22 protein-coding genes and 1 tRNA gene are annotated in these 26,331 nt (G+C 75.8%); 12 read left to right on the top strand and 11 right to left on the bottom strand.

Going from position 1 to position 26,331, the window contains the following annotated elements:
• Positions 1 to 352 precede the first annotated feature (352 nt).
• Both ACVWNX_RS22810 and ACVWNX_RS22805 read right to left on the bottom strand, forming a co-directional pair.
• Positions 353 to 1,729, bottom strand: coding sequence for a sensor histidine kinase (locus ACVWNX_RS22810; RefSeq protein ID WP_454409488.1), 1,377 nt, complete (start codon positions 1,727 to 1,729; stop codon positions 353 to 355).
• Positions 1,726 to 2,415: a response regulator transcription factor gene (locus tag ACVWNX_RS22805; RefSeq protein ID WP_454409487.1), complete on the bottom strand. Its 690-nt coding sequence runs from the start codon at positions 2,413 to 2,415 to the stop codon at positions 1,726 to 1,728. Before ACVWNX_RS22805 ends, ACVWNX_RS22810 begins: the two co-directional genes overlap by 4 nt.
• A gap of 214 nt (positions 2,416 to 2,629) precedes the next feature.
• Between ACVWNX_RS22805 and ACVWNX_RS22800 the strand changes: the two genes are divergently transcribed.
• A complete protein-coding gene (locus ACVWNX_RS22800; RefSeq protein ID WP_454409486.1) occupies positions 2,630 to 3,145 on the top strand; it encodes a hypothetical protein in 516 nt (171 codons plus the stop codon).
• Positions 3,146 to 3,163: 18 nt separating this feature from the next.
• Here ACVWNX_RS22800 and ACVWNX_RS22795 read toward each other — a convergent pair whose 3' ends face one another.
• A complete protein-coding gene (locus ACVWNX_RS22795; RefSeq protein ID WP_454409484.1) occupies positions 3,164 to 4,042 on the bottom strand; it encodes a spermidine synthase in 879 nt (292 codons plus the stop codon).
• A gap of 326 nt (positions 4,043 to 4,368) precedes the next feature.
• Positions 4,369 to 4,896, bottom strand: a complete 528-nt coding sequence (locus ACVWNX_RS22790; RefSeq protein ID WP_454409483.1) for a hypothetical protein — start codon at positions 4,894 to 4,896, stop codon at positions 4,369 to 4,371.
• Between the two features lie 302 nt (positions 4,897 to 5,198).
• Here ACVWNX_RS22790 and ACVWNX_RS22785 point away from each other — a divergent pair, with 302 nt between their 5' ends.
• The 8 genes from ACVWNX_RS22785 (at position 5,199) to ACVWNX_RS22750 (ending at position 14,936) form a co-directional block, all read left to right on the top strand.
• On the top strand, positions 5,199 to 7,037 hold the full coding sequence (locus ACVWNX_RS22785; protein WP_454409481.1) for a tetratricopeptide repeat protein: 1,839 nt from the start codon (positions 5,199 to 5,201) through the stop codon (positions 7,035 to 7,037).
• A gap of 490 nt (positions 7,038 to 7,527) precedes the next feature.
• Positions 7,528 to 8,703, top strand: a complete 1,176-nt coding sequence (locus ACVWNX_RS22780; RefSeq protein ID WP_454409479.1) for a phosphatase PAP2 family protein — start codon at positions 7,528 to 7,530, stop codon at positions 8,701 to 8,703.
• 28 nt (positions 8,704 to 8,731) lie between these two features.
• Positions 8,732 to 9,790 carry a hypothetical protein gene (locus ACVWNX_RS22775; RefSeq protein ID WP_454409477.1) on the top strand — a complete coding sequence of 353 codons (1,059 nt, stop codon included), beginning with the start codon at positions 8,732 to 8,734 and terminating at the stop codon, positions 9,788 to 9,790.
• Positions 9,791 to 10,271: 481 nt separating this feature from the next.
• On the top strand, positions 10,272 to 12,116 hold the full coding sequence (locus ACVWNX_RS22770; RefSeq protein ID WP_454409475.1) for a hypothetical protein: 1,845 nt from the start codon (positions 10,272 to 10,274) through the stop codon (positions 12,114 to 12,116).
• On the top strand, positions 12,113 to 13,489 hold the full coding sequence (locus ACVWNX_RS22765; protein ID WP_454409474.1) for an AAA domain-containing protein: 1,377 nt from the start codon (positions 12,113 to 12,115) through the stop codon (positions 13,487 to 13,489). The genes ACVWNX_RS22770 and ACVWNX_RS22765 overlap by 4 nt, the downstream gene beginning before the upstream one ends.
• A 99-nt stretch (positions 13,490 to 13,588) precedes the next feature.
• On the top strand, positions 13,589 to 13,942 hold the full coding sequence (locus ACVWNX_RS22760; protein WP_454409473.1) for a hypothetical protein: 354 nt from the start codon (positions 13,589 to 13,591) through the stop codon (positions 13,940 to 13,942).
• A 222-nt stretch (positions 13,943 to 14,164) separates the two neighbouring features.
• Positions 14,165 to 14,872 carry a hypothetical protein gene (locus tag ACVWNX_RS22755; protein WP_454409471.1) on the top strand — a complete coding sequence of 236 codons (708 nt, stop codon included), beginning with the start codon at positions 14,165 to 14,167 and terminating at the stop codon, positions 14,870 to 14,872.
• A tRNA-Lys gene (locus tag ACVWNX_RS22750) sits at positions 14,863 to 14,936 on the top strand. Before ACVWNX_RS22755 ends, ACVWNX_RS22750 begins: the two co-directional genes overlap by 10 nt.
• A 124-nt stretch (positions 14,937 to 15,060) precedes the next feature.
• Here the strand turns inward: ACVWNX_RS22750 and ACVWNX_RS22745 are convergent.
• Entirely contained in the window at positions 15,061 to 16,431 is a 1,371-nt protein-coding gene (locus ACVWNX_RS22745) for a M6 family metalloprotease domain-containing protein (protein WP_454409469.1), read from the bottom strand.
• Positions 16,432 to 17,042: 611 nt separating this feature from the next.
• On the opposite strand from ACVWNX_RS22745, the gene ACVWNX_RS22740 reads away from it, so the two are divergent.
• From ACVWNX_RS22740 to ACVWNX_RS22730, 3 genes are all read left to right on the top strand, one after another.
• Positions 17,043 to 19,142 (top strand): putative bifunctional diguanylate cyclase/phosphodiesterase, encoded by a 2,100-nt coding sequence (locus ACVWNX_RS22740; RefSeq protein ID WP_454409467.1) that lies wholly within the window; start codon positions 17,043 to 17,045, stop codon positions 19,140 to 19,142.
• 124 nt (positions 19,143 to 19,266) lie between these two features.
• Positions 19,267 to 19,545 (top strand): hypothetical protein, encoded by a 279-nt coding sequence (locus ACVWNX_RS22735; RefSeq protein ID WP_454409465.1) that lies wholly within the window; start codon positions 19,267 to 19,269, stop codon positions 19,543 to 19,545.
• Positions 19,542 to 19,793 (top strand): type II toxin-antitoxin system RelE family toxin, encoded by a 252-nt coding sequence (locus tag ACVWNX_RS22730; RefSeq protein WP_454409463.1) that lies wholly within the window; start codon positions 19,542 to 19,544, stop codon positions 19,791 to 19,793. Before ACVWNX_RS22735 ends, ACVWNX_RS22730 begins: the two co-directional genes overlap by 4 nt.
• 228 nt (positions 19,794 to 20,021) lie before the next feature.
• Here the strand turns inward: ACVWNX_RS22730 and ACVWNX_RS22725 are convergent, their stop codons facing one another.
• The 6 genes from ACVWNX_RS22725 to ACVWNX_RS22700 all read right to left on the bottom strand — a co-directional run bounded on the left by ACVWNX_RS22725 (position 20,022) and on the right by ACVWNX_RS22700 (position 26,154).
• Complete coding sequence (locus ACVWNX_RS22725; protein WP_454409462.1) at positions 20,022 to 20,996, bottom strand: CU044_5270 family protein; 975 nt, start codon at positions 20,994 to 20,996, stop codon at positions 20,022 to 20,024.
• The gene (locus tag ACVWNX_RS22720) at positions 20,989 to 21,588 is read right to left on the bottom strand and encodes an RNA polymerase sigma factor (RefSeq protein WP_454409460.1); all 600 of its coding nucleotides are present in this window, start codon (positions 21,586 to 21,588) and stop codon (positions 20,989 to 20,991) included. Before ACVWNX_RS22720 ends, ACVWNX_RS22725 begins: the two co-directional genes overlap by 8 nt.
• A gap of 154 nt (positions 21,589 to 21,742) precedes the next feature.
• Positions 21,743 to 22,651 (bottom strand): helix-turn-helix transcriptional regulator, encoded by a 909-nt coding sequence (locus tag ACVWNX_RS22715; RefSeq protein WP_454409458.1) that lies wholly within the window; start codon positions 22,649 to 22,651, stop codon positions 21,743 to 21,745.
• Between the two features lie 84 nt (positions 22,652 to 22,735).
• Positions 22,736 to 23,020 (bottom strand): hypothetical protein, encoded by a 285-nt coding sequence (locus tag ACVWNX_RS22710; RefSeq protein ID WP_454409457.1) that lies wholly within the window; start codon positions 23,018 to 23,020, stop codon positions 22,736 to 22,738.
• A 287-nt stretch (positions 23,021 to 23,307) separates the two neighbouring features.
• Positions 23,308 to 24,381: an LLM class flavin-dependent oxidoreductase gene (locus ACVWNX_RS22705; RefSeq protein ID WP_454414890.1), complete on the bottom strand. Its 1,074-nt coding sequence runs from the start codon at positions 24,379 to 24,381 to the stop codon at positions 23,308 to 23,310.
• A 504-nt stretch (positions 24,382 to 24,885) separates the two neighbouring features.
• Positions 24,886 to 26,154, bottom strand: a complete 1,269-nt coding sequence (locus ACVWNX_RS22700; RefSeq protein WP_454409455.1) for a hypothetical protein — start codon at positions 26,152 to 26,154, stop codon at positions 24,886 to 24,888.
• Positions 26,155 to 26,331: the final 177 nt, after the last annotated feature.

The following is a 26,331-nucleotide window of genomic DNA, read 5'->3' as shown; positions in this document are numbered from 1 at the left end:
GGGGCACGCCAGAGGGGGCGACGCCACGCCACCGGCTCGGGGCGGACGTCAGGCTCAGGCGCGTGCGTCAGGCTCAGGCGCGGGTGTCAGCCTCGGGGCGGACGTCAGGCTCGGGGGCGGGCGCCACCCCACGGAACGAGACCCGCCCCACGGAACGGGCGCGGCATCGGGGACCGGGTGCCCGCCCCACGGGAGGGGCGTCACCCCACGGGGCGGACCGCCGTGCCAGGGAACGGGCGCCACCCCATGGGACGGGTGCCGCGTCAGCGAACCGGCGCCCGCGCCGGGGAACGGGTACCCACCCCACGGGGACGGGTACCGCGTCAGGCAACCGGCGCCCGCGCCGGGGGGATCAGGCGCGGCGCAGGGCGAAGCGGCGCTTGCGGAGCTTGCCCCGGTGTCCGCGTCCCTCGACGCGGGTCTCCCCCACCTGGATCCAGACCCGGATCTCGGTGCCGCCGAGCACCGAACGGCCGATCCGGACGTCGCCCCCGGTGGCCTCGGCCATCCGTCGGACGATGTCGAGCCCGAGGCCGGTGGAGCCCTCCTTGCCGGAGCCGGAGCCCCGCGCCATGGCCGCCGTCGGGTCATCGATGCCGGGTCCCGCGTCGGAGACCAGCACGATCACCGCGTCCTCACCGTTGTGGACGTCCACCGCGAAGGCGGTTCCCTCCGGGGTGTGCCGGAAGACGTTGCCCAGCAGCGCGTCGAGCGCGGCGACGAGGTCGGTCCGCGCCACCGGGATGCGGACCGCCCGCTCCACTCCGGCCACCCGGACCTTGCGTCCCTCGTCCTCGGCGAGCGCCGACCAGAAGTCCATCCGCTCGCGGATGACCTCGGACGCGTCGCACCCGGCGCCGGGGCCCGCGGCGGCGGTCTGCGGCTTGGCCTCCCGGGCGGTGCGGATGATGGTGTCCACCTCGCGTTCGAGCTGGTGGACGGCGGCCCGGGTCTGGTCGGCGGCGGGTCCGTCGCCGAGGCTCGCGGCGTTCAGCCGGAGCACGGTGAGCGGGGTGCGCAGCCGGTGCGAGAGGTCGGCGGCGAGTTCGCGTTCGTTGGCGAGGAGCTGGACGACCTGGTCGGCCATGGAGTTGAAGGCGACGGCGGCCAGCCGCAGTTCCTTCGGCCCCTCCTCCGGGACCCGTGCGCCGAGTTGTCCGTCCCCCAGGTCGCCGGCGGCCCGCACGAGCCGCTGGGCGGGTTGCACCATCCGGCCGCCGAGCCGGTCGGCGACCGCGACGGAGCCGATGACGAGTCCGACGCCGACCCCGGCCAGCACCAGCCACGCCATGGTCACGCCCTGGGTCATGTCGTCGTCCGGGACGAACATCTCCACCACGACGACCTCAAGGTTGGGGAGTGCCTGGGGGCGCAGCAGCACCACACCGTCGTCCACCTTGACGTCGGTCCTCTCGCCGTCCTGGCGGACCGCGTCCACCACCTGGCTGGCGACCCGCTGGTGACCCACCACGAAGGCCGCTTTGCCGTTCTGGGCGGGGATGTGGACGGCGATCCTGGTCTCGGCGTCGTTGGAGGCCAGCGCGCCCTCCACCCGCTCCTTCTCGGTGGTGATGGTGAGCAGCGGCCCGAACGCGGACGACTGGAGCTCCGCGTCCGACATGACCCGGTCCCGCGCCATCTCCTTGATGACCAGGCCGAGGGGAACGGCGAAGGCGACGACCACCATCGTGGTGACCGCGAGGCAGACCTTGACGAGCGCCCATCTCATCGCGGCGGCTCCAGCTTCACGCCGACCCCGCGCAGGGTGTGGAGGTAGCGCGGGCTGGCCGCCGTCTCCCCCAGTTTCCTCCGCAGCCAGGACAGATGGACGTCGATGGTCTGGTCGTCGCCGTAGGACTGCTGCCACACCTCGGCGAGCAGCTCCCGGCGGGCGACGACGACTCCGGGTCGTCCGGCGAGGAACGCCAAGAGGTCGAACTCCCTTCTCGTCAGGTCCAGTGGGGCGCCGTCGAGTTCCGCCTGACGGCGCAGCGGGTCGATGGAGAGGCCGCCGACCTGGATGACCCTGCTGGGCGGGGCCTCCGTGGCGGTGCCCCGCGACCGGCGGAGGACCGCCGCCATCCGGGCGGAGAGGTGCTCGACGGAGAACGGTTTCGTCAGGTAGTCGTCCGCGCCGTCGTTGAGGAGGCGGACGATCTCGTTCTCGTCGTCGCGCGCGGTCGCCACGATCACGGGGACGTCGGTGAGCCCGCGGAGCATCTTGAGCGCCTCGGAGCCGTCGAGATCGGGCAACCCCAGGTCCAGGATGACCAGGTCGAACGGGAAATGGGCTACTTCGCGCAGTGCCTCCAGAGCCGTTCCTACGCTGCGTACCGTGTGGGACGCCTCGGTGAGATGCCGGATGAGGGCCGAGCGGACGAACTGATCGTCCTCGACCACGAGCACACGTGCCATGGGCGGCACCGTACGCCATGTGGGTGACCCACCGTCCGGTCGGGACGATGCCTCCGAGGGGGCGACAGAGGGGGGTGGGTTACGGCAGGATGGCCGGACGATGCGCAGGGGAATCCTTCACTTCTCAGCCTGGACGCTCGCTACGGGCGCAGCGGTCTCGCTGTCGTGGTGGGGCGTCCACACCGTTATGTCCAGCACTGTCAACGGGCCTCCGTTGTCACTGCCGCTCCCGGACCTGGACGACGACGAGGACGACGACGAGGAAGAGCGGCCTCGGGTCGCCGCGGGCGAGCGCCCCACGCCGCCCCCGCAGGCCCCTCGGTCGAAGAGCGGCGGCACGCCGCCCGCCACCACCGGGAAGGGCGGCACCCCGGACCGGGACCGCCCTCCGGCCACCGAGCCCGCCAAGGGCTCCCCGTCGGGCCAGGGCAAGCCTTCCAAGGAGTCCTCCACGGGCGACTCCAAACCGATGGGTTCGGCGGAATCCGCCCCGAGCAACATCAAGAGCTATCCCACCGAGGGCGGCCGGGTGGTGTTCGACCTCGGGGTGGTCTCCGCGAAGCTGGTCTCCGCGAAGCCCGCCCCCGGCTGGTCGATGCAGGCGTGGAAGGAGCCTGGAATGAAGTGGATCCGGGTCGACTTCACCGCCACCGAGTCCGGGCGGGTCATCTCGGTGTCGTGCCTCTGGCACAACGGGGCACCCAATGTGGAGATCAACAACTACGAGTAGCGCCGCGGGAGCGCTCCCTCAACGGAAGGCGCCGGGCGGCGGTGCCGGGGACGGGGTGGCGTTGGCGTCCCGGGCCGGGACGGCGCCCGCGGCGAAGTCCCCGAGCGCGCGCCCGTGTTCCACCCGGGCCGGGTGGGGGTCGGTGGCCGCGCGACGGGTGAGTTCCGGGACCGGCAGCGGGACGGCGGAGGCGACGAGGACCGCGTTGCCGAACCGTCGGCCGCGCAGCACCGGCGCCTCCGCGAGCAGGGCGAGTTCGGGGAGGACGGCGCCCACCGTGGCGACCTGGCCCCGCAGATGGGCGAGCGGACCGCCGTCGGCGACGTTCGCCGCGTAGCGCCCGTCGGGGGCCAGCACCCGTCGCACCTCCCCCACGAATTCGAGGCTGGTGAGGTGGGCGGGGGTGCGGGCGCCGCTGAAGACGTCCGCGATGACCAGGTCGGCCCAGCCGTCGGGCAGCCTGCCGAGGGCCTCGCGCGCGTCCGCCGTCCGGACCCGGATCCGCGCGCCCTGGTCGAGGGGGAGTTCCGCGCGGACGAACGCGACGAGGGCGGCGTCCCGTTCCACGACCTGCTGGGTGGAGCGGGGCCGGGTGGTGGCCGTGTAGCGGGCGAGGGTGAAGGCTCCGCCGCCGAGGTGCAGCACCTTCAGGGGGCGGCCGGGCGGGGCGGCCAGGTCGATGACGTGACCGAGTCTGCGCTGGTACTCGAAGGCGAGGCGGGCGGGGTCGTCCAGGTCCACGTACGACTGCGGGGCGCCGTCGATGAGCAGGGTCCAGGCCCGGGGCCGGTCGGGGTCGGGCAGCAGTTCGGCCCGGCCGCCGTCGACGTCCGCGCCCCGCGGTTCCCGCCGCTCCCGGCGGCCCCGCTCCTTCTCCTTCGCCCGTGCGCGCGCCATGCGGCCATTATCGCCGGGGCGTCCGGCACCCGGCGCGGCGGGCCGGACGGGGCGGATGACCGGGGGCGGACCGGTGGGGGGCCGGAAGGCGGACGGGCGGATGGCCCGGGGGGGGCGACGGGCAGGGGGCGACGGGCGGATGGCCAGGGGTGCTGACGGACGAGCCGGGGCTGACGGAGGGACTGGTGGACGCGCCGGGGAGGCTGACGGAGGGACGGACGGACGGACGCGCCGGGAGGAGGGGTGCCCACCGCCGACCCCCGGGGTGCCCGTCGGCCTCGCCCCGAGGAGGGGACGCTCAGCGACGATCGCCCTCGGGGGAACGCTCAGCGGCAGTCGTCGGCGGCCTCGATCAGCCGGGCGGCCTGACCGAGCGCCTCCCTCAGCACCACGGGGTCGGTGACCCGTCCGGCGGTGACGGGCGGCAGCAGCCATCCGGTGCCGGGAGCGGAGGCGCCGTCGAGGTCGTTCCCGGCGGCCGGGAGGGCGGGGGCGTCCCCGTCACCCCCGGCGGCCGGGAGGGCGGTGACGGGGACGCCCCGGCCGTCGGTGCGGACGCAGGCGCTGCCGGGGAGGTCCCAGCCGTCCGCGGTGCCCGGCGGCACCAGGAAGCAGAGGGTGTGGCGGCTGTCGTCGTGGAGGACCGGGCCGACCGCGCCGACGGCGCCCCGGCGCAGGATGTCCACCGCCTCCAGCCCCTGCCGGACGGGCACCGTCACCAGGTCGCACCCGTCGACGGCGGACCGTTCCGGCGGGTGCGCCACCCGCTCGCCACCCGCCCCCGGGGGACGGGACGGCTCCCCGCCCGGCTGGTCCGCCGCCCCCTCCGGCGCGACGGGCGCGCTGGGTTCCACCCCGGCCTCCCACACGGAAAACCCCTCCTCGGTCGAGCGGTTCGCTGACGGCTGGCTCCCCGTCCGGCCGGTTCAACGGGCGGATCGCGTCAACGGCTACGGCGCCACGCCGCCGCATTGCATGGCGGTTCATGGCAGATCACGGGTGGGATATCCGTTTTGTACGTAAACGCTGTGTGGTGACTCGATCACAGCGGGTACGTTCGTGCTCCGCCGGACGGGTGGGTCGCACGGTACGGGACCAGCGGTTCCGGACCGGCGCCCCGGCGGACTCCGGCACGACCGCACGAGAGGTTCCGGCCATGGTGTCGTCACCGAGGCAGTCCCCCACATCGCCGACCGCACCGCACCGCACCGCCCAGCCGCCGCCGTCCCCCGCCGCGCGGGCGGCGCCGGTGGGCGGCGGGCGGACCGTCCCCGCACCGGCGGCGCTCCCCCCGGGGGGCCAAGCGCCCCGGGCGAACACCGTCTTCCGGGAGCTGCGCGGGGCCCGCTCGCCCGGGGAGTTCGCGGCGGCGGTGCGACGGGCGGCCCGGGAGATCGGGGAACGGGTCAGCTGCGACGCCCGCTACATCGGACGGGTGGAGGCCGGGGAGATCCGCTGCCCCAACTACGCCTACGAGCGCGTCTTCCTGCACATGTTCCCCGGCCGCGCGCTCACCGACCTGGGCTTCGCCCCCCGCGCGACGGTACGCGGCCGGTCGGCCCGGACGCCCGACCCTCCGGAGCATCCGGCCCGGCCCGACCGGGACGGCCCCGCTGACCGCCCGGCCCGCCCGGACCGCGCCGATCTCCCGGCCCGCCCGGGCCTCTCGGACCGCTCGGACCGCTCCGACCACCCTGGCCGCTCCGACCGCTCCGACCACCCTGGCCGCTCCGACCGGGCCGACCTGGCCGACCTGGCCGACCTGGCCGACCTGGCCGAACCGGTCGGCCGAAGCGACGGACCCGGTCAGCGTCGACGGGCCGACGCCCCCCACCGTCCGCCTCCCCCCCGACCGCCCCACGCACCCCGTCCGCCCCGCCCCGCCGGTCGAACCGGCCCATCCACCAGCAGGCTCGCGGCCCCCGCGAGCCGGGACCCCGAGGAGAGCGACGTGCGGCGTCGCGCGTTCATGACCGGCGGAACGGTCACCGTGGCCGCGTCCCTGGGACCGTCCGGAGCGGCCTCGGCCGCCACCGGACCGCTCGGACCGCTGTCCGCCCTGGGCCGGAGCCCGGACCGGGGCTCCACCCGGGCCGGGGTCGCGGAGGCCGAGGCCGTCGAGGAGGCCGTGCGGCGCATCCGGGTGCTGGACGACCGGCACGGCGCGGACGGCCTGTACCGGCGGGCCGCCGTCCCGCTGCGGACCGCGTTCGAGCTCCTCGACGCCACCACCACCCGCCGTTCCACCGCCGACCGGCTGCACGCGGGCGCGGGTGAACTCGCCCTCTCGGTGGGCTGGCTGGCCCATGACTCCGGCCGGTTCGACGACGCCCGCTCGCACTACGCGGAGGCCCTGGCGACCGCCCGGGTCTGCGGGGACCCGGGCGTCGAGGCGCACGCCTTCTGCAACACCGCCTTCCTCGCCCGGGACGCGGGCCGCCCCCGGGAGGCGGTACGGGCCGCGCAGGCCGCGCAGCGGGCCGCCCGGGGGATCGGGTCGGCGCGGCTGCTGTCGCTGCTGGCGCTGCGCGAGGCGGGCGGCTGGGCCGGGCTGGGCGACCGCGCCGCCTGCGCCCGGGCGCTGGCCCGGGCGCAGGCCCTGTTCGGACGGGGGCGCTCGGGCGAGGATCCCGAGTGGATGTCGTTCTACGGGGAGGCGGAGCTGGCGGGGCTGGAGGCCCAGTGCTGGTCGGCGCTCGGGGAGTGGTCCCGCGCCGCCCGGTACGCGGAGCGCGCAGTGCGGCTCCAGGAACCGCACTTCGTCCGGAACACCGCGCTGTACACCGCCGAGCTGGCGGACGACCTGGCCCGCGCGGGACGCCCCGACGAGGCAGCGGCGGCCGGGGAACGGGTGGTGACCCTGCTGGACGAGGTGCAGTCCTCGCGGATCCAGTCGATGCTGGCCGCGACCGCCCGGGTGCTGCTGCCGCACCGCCGGTCGGCGGGGATCGGCCGGTTCCTGGAACGGTACGCAGCGATGCCCCGCCCGGCCTGAGCCGCCCGGCCCCGCCGGGCCACCCGGTCCCGCGTTCCGCACCGGGATACGGCGCCCGACCTCACCGGGCCGCCGGGTACGGACCGCCGGGGAGCGGCGGCCCGTACCCGGCCGGGGCCACCCGGTGCCGGACGGTCGGTGCCGAGCGGTCGGTACCGGACGGCCGGTGCTGGACGGCACCGGGGGCGGTGGTCCGGAGGCGTCCGGGAGGTGTCCGGCGGGGCCCCTCGGGAGTCGTCCGGCGGGCCCGTCCGGGGATGTCGGGCAGGGTGTCCCGGAAACGCCCGGTCTGCCGTCCGGCAGGTCCGGCGGAGCGTCCGGGGTGCCTTCCGCCGGACGGCGGGTGGGGGGCCGGGGGCCGCGCGGGGGCGCAACCACGCCGACGGTCACGGCGTCTTGGGCGAGCGGGACCGTCCGCCCTCGCCCAGTCCCCGTACACCGTAGGGTGGGCGGGCGGCCGGGGAGCGAGCACGGAGTGAGGAGACCTTGGATGCCGAAGCGCGAACCGTCCGACGTCCGGACGGGGACCCGAACGGCACCCGGTGCCACCGGCCCGCGCCGCTGGTGGACCGAGATCCCACTGGTGGTGCTGCTCTACCTGGCCTACACCGCGGGACGGCTGCTCGCCCGGGGTGACGTGACGACCGCCGTCGACCACGGGCTCGCGATACTCCGGGCCGAGAAGGCACTCTGGCTGAACGCCGAACACCCGCTGAACCGGCTCTTCACGGAGCACGCCTGGATCGGGGTGCCGGCCGACTTCTGGTACGCGTCCCTGCACTACACCGTGACCCCGGTGCTCTTGGTCTGGCTGTTCCGCTCCGACCGCGCCCGCTACCGGGCGGCCCGCAGCTGGCTGCTGGTCTCCACCTTCCTCGGGCTCGTCGTCTACACCCTGGTCCCCACCTGTCCCCCGCGCCTCCTCGACGCGAGCCACGGCTTCGTCGACACCATGGCGCAGTACAGCGTCTACGGATGGTGGGGCGCCGAGGCCAGCGCCCCGCGCGGCATGGGCGGGATGACCAACCAGTACGCGGCGATGCCGTCCCTGCACGTGGGCTGGGCCCTGTGGTGCGGGGTGATCATGTGGCGGTACGGACGGGGGCCGCTGATCCGCACGGCGGCGGTGGCGTATCCGCTGATCACGACGATCGTGGTGATGGGCACCGCCAACCACTACTTCTTCGACGCGGTCGCCGGGGCCGCCGTCATGGGCGCCGGACTGCTGCTGACCCGGCCCGCGCTGCGGCTGGTGGACCGGGCCCGGCCGCTGCTCGAAGCCCGCTTCCGGTCCGCCGTCGGACGGCCGGTCGGCGCACCGGCGGACGCCCCGGCCGGCGGACCGGCAGCCGAACCGGCCGGGGCATCCGCCACGGCGCCCGTCCCGGAGCCCGGTGCGGCACCCGCCACCGCGCCCGCCCCGGACCCCGTCACCACGCCCGGCGTCGCACCCGCCCCGGACCCCGTCACGCCCTCCGCTCCGGAGCCCGTGACGGCCGCCGGGGCGGCGCGGAACGCCGTCCGGACGGCCGGAAGTTCCCCGATTGTCAGCGGCGAGTGCCAGACTGCGGCGGGTGAGCGAATTCCCCGACAGCGCCAGCAGTCCGCCGAGCGGGACGCCCGGCCCTCGGACTCCAGGGACGGCACTCCGGCACCGGCTCGCTGAGCTGCGCGGCCCGGCACCCGCGAGGGCCATGGACGCCCGGTCCCTGGCCGCCCTCGCGGTGAACCCGGGCTGCGACCGCCGCGCCCTCCTCGACGGGGCGGGCGTCGACAAGGGACGGGTCGCCGCCCGGCTGGGGGCGCCCGCCGTCTCCGGCCAGTCCCAGTTCGCCATCGTCCGGGGGCACGCCTTCGAGGCCCGGGTGAAGGGCGACGGCGGCGCCGGACTGCTGCGGCTGGCCCACGAACGGCTGGACCCGGCCGCCCCCGCCCCGGCGGGGGACGCGGTGCGGGTGCCCCCGCTCTCCACCGAGGGCGGGCCCGGGGCCCGGGTGGCGCGGACCGCGCTGGCACTGCGCGAGGCGGCCGGGGCGCGGGGCGTCTGGACCCTGCTCGACCATCCGATGCTGGCGCTGGACGTGGCGGGCACCCCGGTGTTCCTGGAGCCCGACGCGGTCGTGGTGCACCCCGACGGGCGCTGGTCCGTCGTGGAGATCAAGTCCTTCCCGATGGTCGACGGGTCCGCCGAGCCCGCGAAGGTCGGCGCCGCGGCCCGGCAGGCCGCCGTCTACGCGCTGGCCCTGGAGCGGGTCGCCGCCCGGCTCCCGGCCGCCCCCGAGGTCGGGCACCTGGCGCTGCTGGTGTGCCCCAAGGACTTCTCCAACCTGCCCGCCGCGGCGGCCGTGGACATCCGCAAGCAGCTGTCGGTGACCCGTCGTCAGCTGGCCCGGCTCACCCGGGTCGAGGACATCGCCCGGGCGCTGCCCGAGGGCACCACCTTCGACGTGGAGCAGCCGGGCGAGAGTCTGGCCGTGGCCGTCGCGGCGGTGCCCTCGGCGTACGCGCCGGAGTGCCTGTCGGCGTGCGAGCTGGCCTTCCACTGCCGGTCCCGGGCCCGGGAGGCGGGCGCCGTCACCGCGCTCGGCCGCTCGCTCCGGGGCGAGCTGGGCGGACTGACCACCGTCGAGGACGTCCTCGCCGCCGCCGAGGGCCGGTGCGGGGACCCGGCGGACCCGGCCGTCGCGGCGCTGCGCCGCGCGGCGGCCCTGCGGGACGAGGCGCTGGCCGGCACGGGGGCCGCCCCGTGCTGAGCACCGCCCACCGCGTCCGTCCCGTACCTGGCGCCGCCCACCGCACCCGTCCGGTACCGGCCGCCACCCACCGCGTCCGTCCCGTACCGGCCGCCGCCCACCGCGTCAGCCCCGCGCCGGACGGGACCCGTCGCGCCCGCCCCGTCCCTCCCGACGCGCCCCACCGCGCCCGTCCGGTGCCGGACGTCACGACCCCCGTGACGGTCCGTCCGCCGGGTACGGCACCCGGTACCGTGCGCCCGCCCGGCACGGCACCCGTCGCCGTCCGTCCGTCCGGTACGACGCCCACGACCGTCCGCCTGCCCGGTACGCAACCCACGGCCGTCCCTCCGGCGGGCGCACCCTCCGTCGGCGCGGCCCCGGTCGCCGTCGTCCGTCCACCGGGTACCCCGCCCGTCGCCGCCCGTCCGCCCGGCACGGCACCCGGTGCCGTCCGGCCGGGTGTCCGCCGTGCGGTCCGTCCGGTCCGGGGAGGCCGCGCATGGCGCTGATCGGTCAGCTCGCCCGGCTGGAGGCGGTCCGCAGCGGGCGGGCGCAGCCCCTGGCGACCGTGCGGCACCGCAAGGTGTCCGAACGGCCCCTGGTCCTCGTCCCGTTGACCACCGCCGGTGAGGCGGGCGCCCCGCTCGCCGCCCTGGTGGGGACGGAACGCACCGCGCCGCGCGTGCTGTTCGTGCCGCAGCCCCGGGACCGGGAGCTGCGCTCCGCGTTCCTCGCCGCCCTCGCCGACGCGGTCCTGCCGTACGTCGAGGACTTCGCCGGCACGGTGGAGACGGTGGAGCGGAACGAGACCGACCCGGAGACCGGCAAGCGGGTCAAGGTCGAGGCCGAACTGTGCGCGGACGCCCCGCAGATCATCGTGCCGAGCCGGGGCGGTGTGGACTTCGTCCGGCTGCTGGGCCGGTCGATGCGGTTCCGGCGGACCGTGGAGCAGGACCCGGAGGCGCCCTATCCGGCGCCGCCCCGGGTGCCGCTGCTGGGCCGCTGGCTGACGCACTTCGGGGAGCGGGCGCGGGTGCCGGGCTCCTCGCTGCTGCTGTCGATGACGGACCTGCTGGCGCGGCACTGGGCGACCGGGCAGTCCTCGGTGGAGGACCAGCACCTGGGGGCGCTGCTGGCCTGGCTGGAGCCGCCGGAGGGGGTGCCGGGCGCCGAGGCGGCGCTGCGGGCGGAGCTGGAACGGGACGCCGAGGGGCAGTTGACGCATCCCCCGGCCGGTCCGGCGACCGACCCGGCGTTCGACAACAAGCTGCTCGCCCCCGCCATCGAACGGTACGACCGGGCCCGGACGGCGCTCGCGGCGGCCGAGGACGGGGTGACGGCCGACGCCCGGCTCGGCGCCCTGACGGAGGCCGAACACGCCCTGCGGGCCCTGGTGGTGAGCCGGACCCGGCCCACCTGGGACGCGGTGTGGCGGGGCCTCGACCTGCTGTGCACCCTGCCCGAGGGCGCCCGGGTGGAGGAGCGCTGGACCCGGGACCGCTGGTCGTTCACCAGTCACCGGGACCGGGTGCTGGCGGGCGAGCCCCCGCAGCCGCGCCGCGACGACGCGGTCACCGCCGCCCACAAGCTGGCCGCCCGGGAGCGGGAGCAGGCCCGGCTGGACGCCCAGGAGGCACTGGACGACCCGCTGGTGATGGCGGGCCGCCGACTCGCCGGGGAGGCGTTCGCGGGGGAGGTGACCGAGACGGTGATGGCGTACAGCGAGGGCAAGCGGGTCAGCCCGCGCCCGCTGGTCTACCTGCGCACCGCCGACCGGCCGCACCTGGCGGAGGGCGCGAAGGCGTTCCGCTCGCTGAACGGGAAGCCCCAGACCGCGCAGTTCGTCGGGTACGCCGAACCGGACGCCCCGGACGGCCCGGGGACCCGGGACGACGCCTCCAGCCCCCCGGGCGGCCCGGACGGCACCGGCGACCCGGGCGACCCGGACGGCCCCCGCGGCCCGGGCGTCTCCAGCGTCTCCGGCGCCCCCGGCGCCCCTGCGGCCCCGGACGGCACCGACGGCGGAACCGGGGCCGGGCCGTCCGACGGCCGGGCCGGGGCGAGCGGGCACGAGCACGACGGCGGCGGGCACGGCGGCGCCGTGGACGACGGGACGGTGACCCTCGTCCTGCGGATCACCGACCGGATGGGCCGGGGCCGGGAGCCGGAGCCCGGTTCCGTCCCGGAGAAGGGCGACCGGCTGTGCTGGACGCTCTTCGAGCACGACCAGCGCGGCGGCCCCCGGCTGCCCGAGCCGGAGCACACCCCCTGGACCCACGGCGGCCCGCCCGGCGAGGCCGTCACCGAGGCGCCGGACCCGGTGACCGGAGAGGACATCCTGTGACCCTCAAGAGCGGCGTCCGTCACCCCGCCGCCCCCGAGACGGTGGACGACCCCGGCGCGGCGGCGGCCCGCGCCACCGAGGCCATCCTCGGCGACACCCTGCGCGGGGCGCACCGGGGCGTCGTGGTGGACTCCCCGCCCGGTGCCGGGAAGTCCACGCTGGTGGTGCGCGCCGCGCTGGAACTCGTCGCGGCGGGCCGCCGGTTGATGGTGGTGGCGCAGACCAACGCCCAGGTGGACGATCTGGTGCTGCGGCTCGCCGAGAAGGCGCCGGACGTCCCGGTGGGACGGCTGCACAGCAGCGACCCGGACGCCTACGACAAGGCCCTGGACGCGCTGCCCGGGGTGCGGACCTCGACGAAGGCCGCCGACCTCGCGGCCCATGACGTGGTGATCTCCACGGCCGCCAAGTGGGCGCACGTCAAGGACGTGGAGCCGTGGGAGCACGCGATCGTCGACGAGGCGTACCAGATGCGCTCGGACGGGCTGCTGGCGGTGGCGAACCTCTTCGAGCGGGCGCTGTTCGTGGGGGACCCGGGGCAGCTCGACCCGTTCTCGATCGTGGGCGCCGAGCAGTGGGCGGGGCTGTCGTACGACCCGTCGGCGAGCGCGGTGTCCACCCTGCTGGCGCACAACCCGGAGCTGCCGCAGCACCGGCTGCCGGTGTCCTGGCGGCTGCCCGCCTCGGCGGCGCCGCTGGTGTCGTCGGCGTTCTACCCGTACACCCCGTTCCGCAGCGGTACCGGGCCCGGGGACCGCGTCCTCGGCTTCGGGGTGGCGTCGGACGGTTCGGGGCCGGACCGGGTCATCGACGAGGCCGCCGCGTCCGGGTGGGGGCTGCTGGAGCTGCCGCCACGGCACACCCCGCGCACCGACCCGGAGGCCGTGCACGCGGTGGCGCTGGTGGTGCGCAGACTGCTGGACCGGGGCGGGGTGACCGTCTCGGAGCGGGGGCCGGACCCGGTGCCGCTGACGGCCGGGCGGATCGCGGTGGGCACCGCGCACCGCGACCAGGCGGCGGCGGTCCGGGCGGCGCTCGCCGGGCTGGGGGTGAGCGGGGTGACCGTGGACACCGCCAACCGCCTCCAGGGCCGGGAGTACGACGTCACGGTGGTGCTGCACCCGCTGTCGGGGCGCCCCGACGCGACCGCGTTCCATCTGGAGACGGGGCGGCTGTGCGTGCTGGCCTCCCGGCACCGGCACGCCTGTGTGGTGGTCTGCCGGGGCGGGGTCACCCGGCTGCTGGACGACCACCCCTCGACCGAGCCGGTGCAGCTCGGCGTCACCCTGAAGTTCCCGGACGGCTGGGACGCCATGATGACGACCTGGGACCACCTCTCCCACCACCGCGTCCCCTGGACACCGGCCTCCTGAACGGCCGGAACGCCTCCCCGGGCGGCGGTCTTGCGGGGCGGGGGACAATGGGAGGCGGTCCAGGCGCACCGCGCGCGCAGAACGCCGAGGAGGCAGCAGATGTCGGAGTCCGAACCCGTCCGCGCCGAGCGACGGATGCGGCCCGCCCCGCTGCTCTTCGAGCCGACGGCGGCGGCCGGGGACCCCGAGCACTTCTTCGACCTGGAGTCCATCGAGGACCCCTGCCAGCTGCTGGCCCGGGCGACGGAGCTGACGCACGCGTTCCGCGCGGCCACCGACCGGTCGATGGAGTTCCAGGCGATCGCCGCCGCCCGGCTCGCGGACCCGCGCCGGTTCGACCGGCTGACCCCGGCGGCGATCGCCGAGCGCGCCCAGTGGAGCGAGGAGTACGCGCGGAAGATGGTCGACTACGGCCGCGATCTGCTGCGCGCCGCGCACCCCGACGAGGGCTGACCCGCCCGCCCGACGCGCCCCGTCGAGCCCGCCTGACGCGCCCCGTCGAGAGCGGCCGCACGGGCCGGGCGCCCCGCGGAGGAGCCGACGCCGGGCCATCGTCACCCGGCAAGGCTTCTCGTCATATGCCGGGCGGGCAAGATACTCCACCCCGAACCCGTCTGTCCCCGGTTCCGGCAACTCAGGGAGACTGCTTCCTCACCCCGGGTAGATATGACGGCCATGAGCTGCCACCCTCACACCCCCGGACACCCGGCCCGGACCGCTCCCCACGACGCCGATGCCGTCACCTCGGCGGGCGCCGCCTGGCTCGCCTCCGCAGGAACGTATCCGCTGGACACCCTCGCCCGCTGGGCCGACCGTCCGGCGGCCCCGCTCGTGCTGCCCTGCGGCACCGCGTTCGACGTGGTGAACACCACCGCGCTGTTCGGACGGGCGCTGCTCGACCGGCTGTGGGGCGAGGGACCCGGCTCCGGGCCGGTCGCCACCCACCGGGGCCGCACCCTGCTGTTCGCCGCGCCCGGCACCGCCCACCGGCTGCCCGCGCTGCTGCGCTGGGAGGAGTGGGGCGCCGGACTGGACGAGGTCCCGCCGCTGCTCTGCCACGGCACCGGCGACGCGGTGACCGTCCCCCCGCTGACCCCGGCCCCGACCGCGCCGCCCGTCCCCACCGCCACCACCACCGCCGTCGCGCCCGGGGCGAGCAGCCCGGCCGCCCCAGGCCGCCGCGCCGCCCCCGGCCAGACGCCGGGCGGCTCCCGCTGGGTGGTGGCGCCGGACACCCGGCGCCCCTGGCTGCCGGGGCCCGAGGTGCTGCTCTGGGCCTGCGTCCGGGCCGCCCGCGCCACCGCCCGGAAGGGCTCCACCGCATCGATTTCGCCACGGCCGGACCTGGGTGCTAATGTCTACGACGTCAGCAGGCGCCGCTAGCTCAGTTGGTTAGAGCAGCTGACTCTTAATCAGCGGGTCCGGGGTTCGAGTCCCTGGCGGCGCACAGACGGTGGAAGGCCCCTCGCGGAAGCGGGGGGCCTTTCGCGTCGCCCGGGCCGGTCCGACCTGGGCCCGAACCCGGGCCCAGATCCGGTCCGACCCGTCCTTCCCGGTCCCGGTGACGGGCGTCAGTCGGTGGAGATCCGCACCGGCCACTCCCCCTCCGGGGTCCGCTCCCCCACCTCCACCCGTACCGGCACCCGCTCCCCGGTGACCGTCAGGGACTCCCCCGCGCCAAGCGGGGCGTCCGCGAGCGGCGGGTACACCGACCGGTCCGGGCAGGCGTCCGTCCCCGGATGGCCGTCGACCACCCGCACCGGGCCGTCCCCGGACGCCGCCTCGCTGCGCACCCGGTAGACCAGTACGCCCTCCGCGCAGGTCGAACGGTCGTTGCCGACGGCTGCCCGGGCCTCCACCGCGATCGCGGTGGTCCGGCCGGTGCGGACCACCGCCAGCTTGGTCCCGTACCCCGGCCCGGCCCGCCGCGCCGCCGGTCCGGTCCCGGCCTCCGGCAGGACCGACCGGGCCACCGGCCCCGCCACCGCCGCCGCCCCGGCCGGAGCGCCGCCCGACTCCGTCCCGGAGCCCGGTCCCACCGAGACCGGCTCCAGCGTCACCGGCCCCTCGCCCCGGCCGTCCACGCACACCACCTGGTCCGGGTCCAGCCAGCCCAGCTTCCACTTGTGCCAGGCGAGCGGGTCCGGGGCCAGCCCGAACTGGCTCCCCATGACGTCCCAGTCCCCCACATGGGTGTCCCAGTCCCCCTCGCCGTCGGAGGGCCGGTGGTACAGGTCCGGCAGGTCGAAGACGTGGCCCGTCTCATGGGCGAGGACGTTGCGGTCCGGCGGATGGCGTTCGAAGACGGTGACGATCCGCCGCAGCTCGGCGCCGTCCACCCGGAGCGGACGGTCGAAGTTGACGACCTTGGTGGCGTCCGAGTCGACGCCCGGCGCGTCCGGGTCGGCCACGAAGTACACGATGTCGTGGTCGGCGAAGTCCACCCGGGGATCGGCCGCCGCCACCGCGTCCCGCAGATAGGCCGTGCGGTGCCGGGCGTCCCAGTCCCGCTCTATCGCGTACGCGGTGGACGGCTTCGGCATGGTGATCCAGTCGGCGCGCGGCTCCGGCCGCAGGGTGAACCTCCCGTACGAGGCCCGCGCGTAGAAGCGGTCGGTGGCCGGGAAGTAGTCGGCGGCCAGTTCCTCGGGGGAGGTCAGCGGACGGGCGTCCGGGAAGGCCAGGAAGACCATCAGCGCGGTCAGCTCGCGCGCCGGACGCGGATAGGAGCCGTTCCAGGTGTCCAGGCCCTCCGAGTGGTGGGCGTCGGTGCGCTCCAGGGCGCACGGACCGGCGAGCGGCTCGGCCACCGCCGGACCCGCGACCAGGGAGGTGGCCACCAGCGCGGCCAGCGAGGTGACGACGGCGGTGCCGCGCGCCCAGGAACGCCCGTGCCCCGCCCCCGGGGAACCGGCGGGACCGGTACGGAGCTGAGGGGGCACGGCGACCTCCGGGGACGGCAGCGGGACACCGGATCCACCCTGGTCCGGAACGCCGTGCCGTGCCCTGTTGGAGTGACCCGGGCGGGTGAGGGGACGGGGCCGCCGCCCACCGGGGGCGGGACGGCCGACCGCTGCGGGCACAGACCACGGGACCGCCGTGGACGGAGGCAACGGAACCGCCGTGGCCTCCGGACCTCGCCTCCATGGACGGGCACCCCGGCCGCCGTGGATGGAGACCCCGGCCACCGTGGGCGGGGCGCCGTCCACCCTGGCCGGGGAAAGCCGACCGGTCGTGGCCGGGGAAGGCCGACCGTCGCGAACGAGGGCCGCCGACCGCCGTGGGCCATTCGGGCGGTCACCGAGCGTCATGGGCGGCCGGGCCTGGCGGGACGGCCGCCGCTCGGGCGGAGGAACGATTCAGCACACCGGCGTACGACGGAGCGCTCCGGAGTGTGACTGGCTCGCGCGCCGGAGCAGCCTCTATGATCTTCCTGTTTTCCCGCGTGATTCCGGCCCCAGTGACCTCGCCCAGGCGTTCGATCCATCACCGGCCGGGAGTTGTCCGGAGCACGACCAGGCACGACTGCAACGACACACTGCGGGAGTGAGCGGTGAGCGGAACGTCCGAAGGTCCGGCGCACACGGCGGACCGTGTCCCCCCGGCCGTCACGGACAGTCGTCATCACGACAGCGCCCCGTCGCCGTCCGACGGCACCCCGCCGTCCGGCGCCCCGCACAGCCCCCCGGCGACCGACCCCGCCCGGGACCCCCTCCCCCGTCCGGTCGCCGCCCCCGATCCGGTCGCCGTTCCCGTTTCCGCTCCCGTCCCCGGTGCCACCGTCCCGCCGGAGCCCGCGCCCGGCGGCCCGGAACCGACCACGCCCCCCACCGCATCACTCGCCGCGACGCCCGCCACGGCTCCCGACGCGGCTCCCGACCGGGCGGCGGCCCCCGCCCGGCGTCCGGTGCCGTCGCCCGGCGAGCCGTACCGGGCCGCGTTCGGCTGCGCGCCGCTGGCGATGGCCACGGTCGGCCCGGACGGCACGGTGGTGACCGCGAACGACGCGTTCCACGCGCTGTTCGCCCGGCCCACCGTCCAGGGCGACCCGGTCGGACGGCCCGCCGCCGAACTGGTGGACCTCGCCGCCGACGCCCGTATCTGGCACGCCTACCAGGAGGTGCTGGGCGGACGACGGGCCCGGCTGCGGTGCAGCAGACGGCTCAAGCACCCCGACGGCCACGCCATGTGGGCCCGGATCACCGTCTCCCCGCTGCCCGGCCCGGCGGGCCCCGCCACCGCGCTGCTCTCGGTCTCCGACATCAGCGCCCGCCGGGAGCTCCAGGCCCGGCTGCGCCACCTCCAGATGCACGACCCGGTGACCCGGCTGCCCAACCGGACCCTGTTCTTCGAGCGGCTCACCGGAGCCCTGGAGAGCGGCGCGTACGACGACACCGGCACCGGCCGGATCGGGCTCTGCTACCTGGACCTCGACGGGTTCAAGGCCGTCAACGACACCCTCGGGCACCGGATCGGTGACCGGCTGCTGGCGGCGGTCGCCGAACGGCTGACCCGGTGCGCCGACGAAGCCGGTCTCACACGTGCCACCACCCCGCTGGCCGCCCGGCTGGGCGGCGACGAGTTCGCGCTGCTGGTGGAGGACTCCACCGGCACCGAGCAGCTCGCGGACCTCGCGCGGACCGTGCTGCGCGCCCTCCAGGAACCGTTCGACCTGGCCGGGCAGCGGCTGTCGGTATCCGCCTCCATCGGGGTGGTGGAGCGACGGGCCGCCGGGACCACCGCGACCGGGCTGATGCAGGCCGCCGACACCACGCTGTACTGGGCCAAGGCCGACGGCAAGGCCCGCTGGACGCTGTTCGACCCGGAGCGCAACGCCCACCGGATGACCCGGCAGGCACTCGCCTCCACCCTGCGCCCGGCGGTGGAACGCGGCGAGTTCACCCTGGAGTACCAGCCGCTGGTCGGACTCGGGGACGGCGCCCTGCGCGGGGTCGAGGCGCTGGTGCGCTGGGAGCACCCGCAGTTCGGCACCCTCACGCCGAATCGGTTCATCGGGCTGGCCGAGGAGGACGGGGCGATCGTGCCGCTAGGCCGCTGGGTGCTGCGCACGGCGTGCCGCCAGGCCCGGCGCTGGCAGCTCGACCACCCGCGCAGCGCGCCGGTCTTCGTCAGTGTGAACGTGGCGGTGCGCCAGGTGTGGGACTCGGACCTGGTCGCGGACGTGGAGGCGATCCTCACCGAGACCGGACTGGCCCCGGGGCTGCTGCAACTGGAGCTGACCGAGTCGGCGGTGATGGGCTCGGCGGGGCGCCCGCTCCAGGCGTTGCAGGCGCTCAGCGACATGGGCGTGCGGATCGCCATCGACGACTTCGGCACCGGCTACTCCAACCTCGCCTACCTCAGCCGTCTCCCGGTGTCGGCGCTCAAGCTGGACGGCTCCTTCGTACGCGGCTTCCGCTACGAGGAGGGGGCCCACCCCAACCCGGCCGACGAGGTGATCGTCGAGGCCCTGGTGCACCTCGCCCACCGGCTGGGTCTCACGGTGACCGCCGAATGCGTGGAGACCGCGAGCCAGGCGTCCCGGCTGCGCCGCATCGGCTGCGACACCGGCCAGGGCTGGCTGTACTCCCGCCCGCTGGCCCCGGACCGCATCCCGGCCCTGCTGGGAACCCGGGTGGGGCCGCCCCGGTAGGGCGCGCGCGATGTGGTGCGCGGCGGCGCACTCCCGTGCGCGGGGATTCCGCTTCGCGCACGCCCCGGGCGCCTGCGGAAGACTGACCGCGCCGCTGTCATCGAAGACCGAGAGGGGTACTCCCATGGGCGACGAGCCCGTGTTGCGCACACACATCGGCGGGCGGACGGTGGACCTGCCCGCCAGCCTCGACAGCATCCGGGCCGCTCTGCCCGAGGACCAGCGGGAGGCGTTCGACCGGGAGATCGGGGCCGCGCCGATCACCGATGTCCCCCTCATCGCGGCCCGCTGGTCGCTGCCCCCGGAAGCCCGGGACGAGGAGGAGGCCATGCTCCAGCGGCTCAAGAGCGGCGACTTCGGCGGTTTCACCGGCCTGGACGGATCGATGGAGGCAATCAGTTGAGCGCGGGCCCCTACCGGGTGCAGTACTCGGACGTGGCACGCGCATCCGTGGCGGCCCTCCCCTCGGGGGTCCGCCGGTCCTTCGACACGGAGGTCCGCAAACTCGCGACGGATCCGTACGGCGCCGGGTCAAGAGCCATCAAGGAGCAGGACTACCGCCAGGCGTTGGTGGGGGGCTGCGTCGTCTCCTACTACGTCTCGACCACCGTCCGCATCGTTTCCGTCACCCGGGTCCAGGGACCGCCCTGATCCGGTACGACGAACGGTGCTGGTGCGTGAAGGCCCGGCAGCACGGCTTGAGGCCGCCTTGGCGGACGCGCACCCGCCAGGGCGGCCTCCGCGGCGGAGGGGTCCGCTTTCCCCGGCCCCCCGACCGGGGAAAGCGGACCCGGCCCCGTGACGCAGTCGGGTCGTCCACCGGCCGGGGGTCTCAGCCGCGCGGGACCCACCGGCTCCACGACGGCTCGGCGGGCGCGCTCAGGAGGTCTGACCGGGCTTGTCGACGATCCTGGAGACGTTCGCGACGGCGCTGATCAGGTCGCCCTTCTTGACGTTCTTGACCAGGCCGTTCCAGGTGAACGACTCGGCGGCGACGATCCGGCTTCCCAACGGCTCGTACGACTTCGGGTCGAGCAACACTTCGTGCCGCTTGCGATCGTTGAGGTCACCTGTCTTGGGGCGGATGAAGGTCACGGCGATCGCCTTGCGGCCGAGCGCGTCCTTGACCAGGCGATCGGCGGTCCGCACCCCCGGGATCCGGGCGAGCGCCCGGTACAGGGCCGCGTGCACGTCCACCGGCATCGCGGCGGAGTTGCCGAGCAGCACCCGGATCTCGGTGAAGTCCCGCTCCGCCTGGGTCTTCCCCTTCGGGTGGATGATGCTCTTCGCCCGCAGGGTGCGCAGCAGGGCCTCCGGGTCCTGCGGGAGCGAGTCGAGGAGCGCGTACCACTCCTGCGGGGTGCGCTCGTCGTCCTTCAGCTTCATCTTCCTGATCGTCATCTCGCCCTTGAAGGGCGAGACGAAGGCCACCTTGGCGCCGTCGTAGCGAATCCACTTGGTGCTGGCGATGCTTGAGCCGATGGTGAGGTGGCCCGCTCCGTGGGAGTCCTTCGTGTAGACCCACTGGTCCGGCCGGGGCTCCGGACGCCGGGTGCCCTCGATGGCGGTGGCGGCGGCCTCCAGGACCGCCGCCGCGTTGTCCAGCCGGAGTTCCCCGCCGCCGGGCGGGTTCCCGTCGCCCGACGGGTTCCCGGTGAGCTGGGTCAGGGTGAGCGCCACGGCCACCACGGCGGCGGTGGAGGCGGTGACGGCGGCCCAGCCGCCGAGTCGCCGCCCGCGCCGGGCGGTGCCGGTGGTCTCGTCGAGCAGCCGGTCGCGACCGGCCACGAGGTCGGCGCGGGCCGGGGTCGGGGCGTCCGCGCGGAAGGCGCGCACCGTCGTCATCTCATCCATGGCTGATCGCCTCCGTGGCGTCGTATGCGAATGCGGGGTCGGCGCCCAGCGCCGAACGGACCTTGCGGCGGGCCCGGTTGAGGCGGGAGCGGACCGTGCCGAGCGGGATGCCGAGTGCCTCCGCGACCTCGGCGTAGCCGAGGTCGGCCCAGGCCACCAGCAGCAGCACGTGCCGGTCACCGGCGGAGAGCGCGGCGAGCGCTCCCGCGAGGGGGCCCCGGGTCGCCTCGGCGACGACCCGGCTGTCGGCCCGCTCCACCCAGGACTCGGCCACCGGGTCGGTGCCGGTCCGGGACAGTGCCCGCAACGCCCTCACCTCGGAACGGCGTTGCTTGCCGATGAGCCGGGCGGCGATGCCGTACAGCCAGGGCCGGGCGTTCCCGCGTGTCAGGTCGTAGCGGGCGCGGGAGCGGAAGGCGATCAGGAAGGTCTCGGCGGTGAGGTCGTCGGCGCTCCCGTCGCCGAGCCGCCGGGCGACGTAGCGGTGGATGTCGGGCGCGTACCGGTCGTAGAGGAGCGTGAAGGTCTCGGGGTGTTCCAGGGACCGGCGGACGACGTCCGCGTCGCCCTCGTCCGGGGGCGGTCCGTTCACTTGGTCTCCGGGATGCGGATGCGTGTCGGTGTGCACGCCCCTTGTTGCCCGTTGGGCCGGAAACGGTTCACGCGTCGGTCGTCGGGGGTGGTCCGGCCCTGTTCCCGGACGGGGAGGCACCCGGTCCCGTGCCGGGCTCCCGGTCCCGGAACGCCTACGCGGCGATCGCCAACCGCCGCTGGATGGAGGGGACTTCCCCCTCGGTCGCCGTCGCGCGCTCCAGGGCGAAGGCGGCCTGCGGGTTCTTCTGCACCAGGTCGAGCCAGTCGCCGACCGTGGCGTCGCCGGGCACGGTGACGATCCTCGCCGGTCTCGGGCGGGCGTAGGTGGACAGCACGCTGGCCAGGAACTGGTCGGCCGCGGTGATGAGGACGACGTCGTGGCCGATGGTCGAGACGCGTTCCATCACGCCACGGGCGGGCTCGGCCGGGTCCGCGACGACCAGGACGTGGGACCCGTCCTGGTCCTTGGTGTGGTCGAGGCCCGCCAGGAAGTTCATGAACCCCGGGATGTGGCGGTGGAGGTCCTCGATCACCTTGTCCCGGCCCGCCTGGAAGCCCGGGGTGTCGGCGGCGGTGAAGTGGAGGGTGACGGCGTTGGCGAGCGCCACGTCGATCTCCGCCGTCTCGGCCCTGGTGGGGTACGCGGCCCCGTCGTCGAGGCCGTGCGTCGCGAGCCACTGGTTGACCTCGCTCCACAGCCAGGCCCGTGACCTGCCCACCGTGCCCTCGGCGGTCGGGAAGGGCTCGCCCTTCGCCTTGCGGTCACCGGCGATCCACTGGCTGACGTTCTGCCGGGTGCGCCCCGTCCGCTCGGCGATCTCGTGGACGCCCACCAGATCGCGGTCCAGTCGGAGCGCCCGCAGGTGCGGCACGACGGCGCGGGCGGCGGCCACCGCGTCCAGGGCCGCCCGCAGGGCGGAGTCGCCGGAGCCGGTGACGCTCAGCAGGTCGACGCCACCGGCCCGGGCCAGCAGCGCGTCGCAGCGCTCCAGCAGGGCGTCGACGGCGGCCCGGTCGTCCACGTCCACACCGGAGACGACGAAGGTGAAGTCGTAGTCCATGGTCGGTCGGCCCCCTAGGTCGTCGCCACGTTCCCAGACCTGTTGACATCCGTCAACGGTGGAATCGGGGCGATGGGAAGGAAATCACCGCGACCGGTCCCGCCGTTGCCGGGCGGGGCCCCGGCGGGGCGGTTCGGGAGGAGGGGAGGGGCAGCGTGACGCCAGGCGGTCGATCTTGCGGGCGTGGTGCCCCTCGCTCCGGGGGGAGCCCGCGACCGGGATGACGGTGCATCCGGCGCCGCACGGACAGGAGAGTTTGCCCCAGTGGCCTCCCCGTTGGAGCGTCCACCCCCGGCCCACCCACTTCTCCAGGATCCGGCGCACGTCCTTCTTGGAGTGGTCGGAGGGCTTCAGTTCGCGACCCGCCATCCCGGCGACCACCCCCGCTCACGGCCGGGGAGCGGTGGAGCCGAGCGGGCGCGGGCGTGGGCCACGGGGGTTCGGGCTCCTCCGGCGTCGGCCGCGCGAGGGCCGGACTCCCCCACGGGCGGGATCACCCACGCCCCGGAGCGAGTGACGCTCCGGGGCCGGGACTGGCGTCCGCACGATACTCCAACCGGTGGACGTTCCGTCAGGTCGCACGGGGCGGCCCACCGGTGCACCGGTCCGCTCCCGCTCCGGCCGGTCCGGAGCGGTCAGCCGTCAGCCGTCAGCCGTCAGCCGCGCGGCAACCCGTAGGCGTCGGCGATGAGTTCGTAGGAGCGGAGCCGGGCCGCGCCGCCGTGGGCGTTGGAGACCAGCATCAACTCGTCGGCGCCGGTGCGCTTCTGGAGTCCGTCCAGTCCCGCCCGAACCTCGTCGGCCGTGCCGTGCACCACGTCCGCGTTCCAGGTCTCGACGAACTCGCGCTCCATGGGGGTGTACGGATGGTGCTCCGCCTCCTCCGGGGTGGGCACCAGGCCCGGGCGGCCGGAGCGCAGCCGGAGCATGCTGAGGGCGGCCGTCATCACCTGGCGACGGGCCTCGCGGGCGTCGTCGGCGGCGAGGGCGGAGACCCCGATCAGGGCGTAGGGCTCGGAGAGCGTCGCGGAGGGCCGGAACGCCTCGCGGTAGAGGTCGAGCGCGGGGATGGTGTTGCGGGCCGAGAAGTGGTGGGCGAAGGCGAACGGCAGCCCGAGCGAACCGGCGAGACGGGCGCTGAAGCCGGAGGAGCCGAGCAGCCAGACCGGTGGCCGGTGCGGGGACTGGGTTCCGCCGGGCGCGGTGGCCTGCACCGGGCCGGGGACGGCGTGGATCCGGGCGTAGGGGTGGCCGGGCGGGAAGTCGTCGTCCAGGAACCGGATCAGTTCGGCGGCCTGCCGGGGGAAGTCGTCGGCGCCCTCGCCCGGCAGGTCGGTGCGGCGCAGCGCGGCGGCGGTGGCGCCGTCGGTGCCCGGCGCGCGACCCAGGCCGAGGTCGATCCGGCCGGGGGCCAGCGCCTCCAGGGTGCCGAACTGCTCGGCGATCACCAGCGGGGCGTGGTTGGGCAGCATGACGCCGCCCGAGCCGAGGCGGATGCGGCGGCTGTGCGCGGCGAGGTGGGACAGGATCACGGCGGGGGACGAGGACGCCACCCCGGGCATGGAGTGGTGCTCGGCCACCCAGTAGCGGTGGAAGCCGCGCCGCTCGGTGGCGCGCACCAGGTCCACGCTGGTGCGCAGCGCGTCGGTGGCGGTGTGTCCGGCGCCGACGGTCACCAGGTCCAGCACCGACAGCGGGACGGGGGCGGTGCCGTACCGGACGCCCACGATGCCCTCGGCCTCGGCGGGGGTGAGGAGGTCGGCGGGGCTGGCGGGGACCGTTCCCTCCGTCCAGGGACCACCGGGACCACCAGGACCACTGGGGCTTCCGGGGCCACCGGGGCTTCCGGGGCTTTCCGGGGTTCGGGGACCGCCGGGGGTCTCCGGCCTCCGGGGGCCACGGATGCCGTCCGGGCCGCCGGGGCGGTCGTCCGGCGCGCCCCGCGTGCCGTGCGTGCCGTGCGGATGTCCTTCGCCGTCGCCGTTCGCCGCCACTGCCCCTGTCACCTGTGCCCTCCCGGGGAGCCGCGCACCGGGCGGCCCCGTCGTCGTCCTGCGTCCGGGGCCTGGTCCTGGTCCCGTCCTCGACAGGGCACAACAGGAGGGTGACTCCGGTTGTTCCCCGGTTCCGCGTCCGTCCGCCGGTCCGTCGCCACCCGCCGGTTCCGTCGCCGCTCGTCACCGTCCGCCGGTCCGTCGGCCCCGCTCCTCCCCGTCGCCCCGGACCCCGCCGGATCAGATCGCGTACTTCCAAATCACCAGCATGTGCGCCCCGTACCAGGCGCCGAAGAGGCCCCCGGCCGTCAGCACCGGGACCAGTCTCCGGCGCGGCAACCGGCTCAGGGCGAGCGCCAGCGGCACCAGGAGCAGCAGCGCGGGGACCAGCAGCCGGGGTTTGGAGTGGTAGAAGTTCGACTGGCCCAGCGTCAGCACCAGCATCGCCGTCCCGTACACCAGCAGCGGCGGCCAGCCGCCCCGCCACCAGGCCAGCGCGGTCAGCGCGCAGGCCGCGAGGAGCAGGAACGCGATGCTGAGCGGCACCCAGCCGTCCCCGCCCAGCAGGGTGTCCACCAGGAAGCCGACGGTCGCGGCGCCGTTGTCCCACCGGGTGCCCCAGCCCGCCTCCTGGACGACGAAGTACCCGTCGAAGCGGCCGGTGCGGTGGGCCACCCACAGCAGGTACGCGGGGGTGCCCGCGCAGGCCAGCGCCAGTCCCGCCAGCGGCCGCCAGCCGGGGCGGCGGGTGCGCCGGAGTTCCGCCACCACCGCCACCGCGAGGGCGAGGGCCAGGGCGGCGGCGGCCGGGCGGGTCAGTCCGGCGAGCAGTCCGAGGGACCCGGCCGTCAGCCAGGAGCCCCGCCGGGCGGCGAGCAGCGCCCCGGCGGCCAGCGCCAGGAACAGCGCCTCGCTGTACGCCATGACGAGCGCCACCGCCATCGGCTGGGCCATCGCCACCAGCACCAGGGTGACGTCCGCCGCGCGCCGTCCGTGGAGCGAGGAGACCAGTCCGTGCACCGCGAACAGCGCCCCGAGGAAGGCGAGATGCGTGACCAGCAGCGCCGAGGAGTCCACGTCGAGCCCGGTGCTCCGGTGCAGGACGCGGACCAGCAGCGGATAGAGGGGGAAGAACGCGAGGTTGTTGCCGAGGGGTTCGCCGTCGGGGCCGTGGCTGATCCCGTCCGGGTAACCGGCGGCGGCGATCTCCGCGTAGAGCCTGCCGTCCCAGGACAGCAGCCGCTCCCGGACGGCGGAGCCGGTGCCACGGGCGGTGGTCATCGCGAACAGGGCGGTCAGATGGGCGGCGGTGGCCACGGCGTACACCGCGAGGACGGTCCGCGCGGTGCGGGGGTCGCGCCACACCGGGGCGGTGGCGCCGGTGGCGCCGGCGGGGGCCGGACCGCCGTCGTCCGGGGCGGCGGGGCCGGGGACGGGGAGGGAGTCACGCGGCCGGAGCGGGGACGGCGGTACGGCCCGGGGTATTCGGGGGCGGGTGTCGGCGGCCATCTGGTGTCTCCTCGCACGGTCGGCGTCCGCCATCCTCGCGCACCGCGCCGACCGGGCGCCGCCCGCCGTCCGGCCCCCGGAAGCCGTCGCGTCCCGAGGAGGCGCAGGTCAACGGGGAGGCGCGGGCGTCGGGGAGTCCGGGCGGGAGACAGGGAGGTGACACGCGTCACCTTGAGG

The organism is Streptomyces sp. JNUCC 64, from assembly GCF_054484115.1.
Note: the sequence above shows the minus strand (reverse complement) of the source record. Positions and strands in the feature narration are given on the sequence as shown.

What these genes read in the sequence shown, in the direction of transcription:
- ACVWNX_RS22810 (WP_454409488.1), bottom strand. Translation starts at nt 1,729, where the DNA reads ATGAGATGGGCGCTCGTCAAGGTCTGCCTCGCGGTCACCACGATGGTG.
- ACVWNX_RS22805 (WP_454409487.1), bottom strand. Translation starts at nt 2,415, where the DNA reads ATGGCACGTGTGCTCGTGGTCGAGGACGATCAGTTCGTCCGCTCGGCC.
- ACVWNX_RS22795 (WP_454409484.1), bottom strand. Translation starts at nt 4,042, where the DNA reads ATGGCGCGCGCACGGGCGAAGGAGAAGGAGCGGGGCCGCCGGGAGCGG.
- ACVWNX_RS22785 (WP_454409481.1), top strand. Translation starts at nt 5,199, where the DNA reads ATGGTGTCGTCACCGAGGCAGTCCCCCACATCGCCGACCGCACCGCAC.
- ACVWNX_RS22780 (WP_454409479.1), top strand. Translation starts at nt 7,528, where the DNA reads ATGCCGAAGCGCGAACCGTCCGACGTCCGGACGGGGACCCGAACGGCA.
- ACVWNX_RS22775 (WP_454409477.1), top strand. Translation starts at nt 8,732, where the DNA reads ATGGACGCCCGGTCCCTGGCCGCCCTCGCGGTGAACCCGGGCTGCGAC.
- ACVWNX_RS22770 (WP_454409475.1), top strand. Translation starts at nt 10,272, where the DNA reads ATGGCGCTGATCGGTCAGCTCGCCCGGCTGGAGGCGGTCCGCAGCGGG.
- ACVWNX_RS22760 (WP_454409473.1), top strand. Translation starts at nt 13,589, where the DNA reads ATGTCGGAGTCCGAACCCGTCCGCGCCGAGCGACGGATGCGGCCCGCC.
- ACVWNX_RS22755 (WP_454409471.1), top strand. Translation starts at nt 14,165, where the DNA reads ATGAGCTGCCACCCTCACACCCCCGGACACCCGGCCCGGACCGCTCCC.
- ACVWNX_RS22735 (WP_454409465.1), top strand. Translation starts at nt 19,267, where the DNA reads ATGGGCGACGAGCCCGTGTTGCGCACACACATCGGCGGGCGGACGGTG.
- ACVWNX_RS22725 (WP_454409462.1), bottom strand. Translation starts at nt 20,996, where the DNA reads ATGGATGAGATGACGACGGTGCGCGCCTTCCGCGCGGACGCCCCGACC.
- ACVWNX_RS22715 (WP_454409458.1), bottom strand. Translation starts at nt 22,651, where the DNA reads ATGGACTACGACTTCACCTTCGTCGTCTCCGGTGTGGACGTGGACGAC.
- ACVWNX_RS22710 (WP_454409457.1), bottom strand. Translation starts at nt 23,020, where the DNA reads ATGGCGGGTCGCGAACTGAAGCCCTCCGACCACTCCAAGAAGGACGTG.
- ACVWNX_RS22700 (WP_454409455.1), bottom strand. Translation starts at nt 26,154, where the DNA reads ATGGCCGCCGACACCCGCCCCCGAATACCCCGGGCCGTACCGCCGTCC.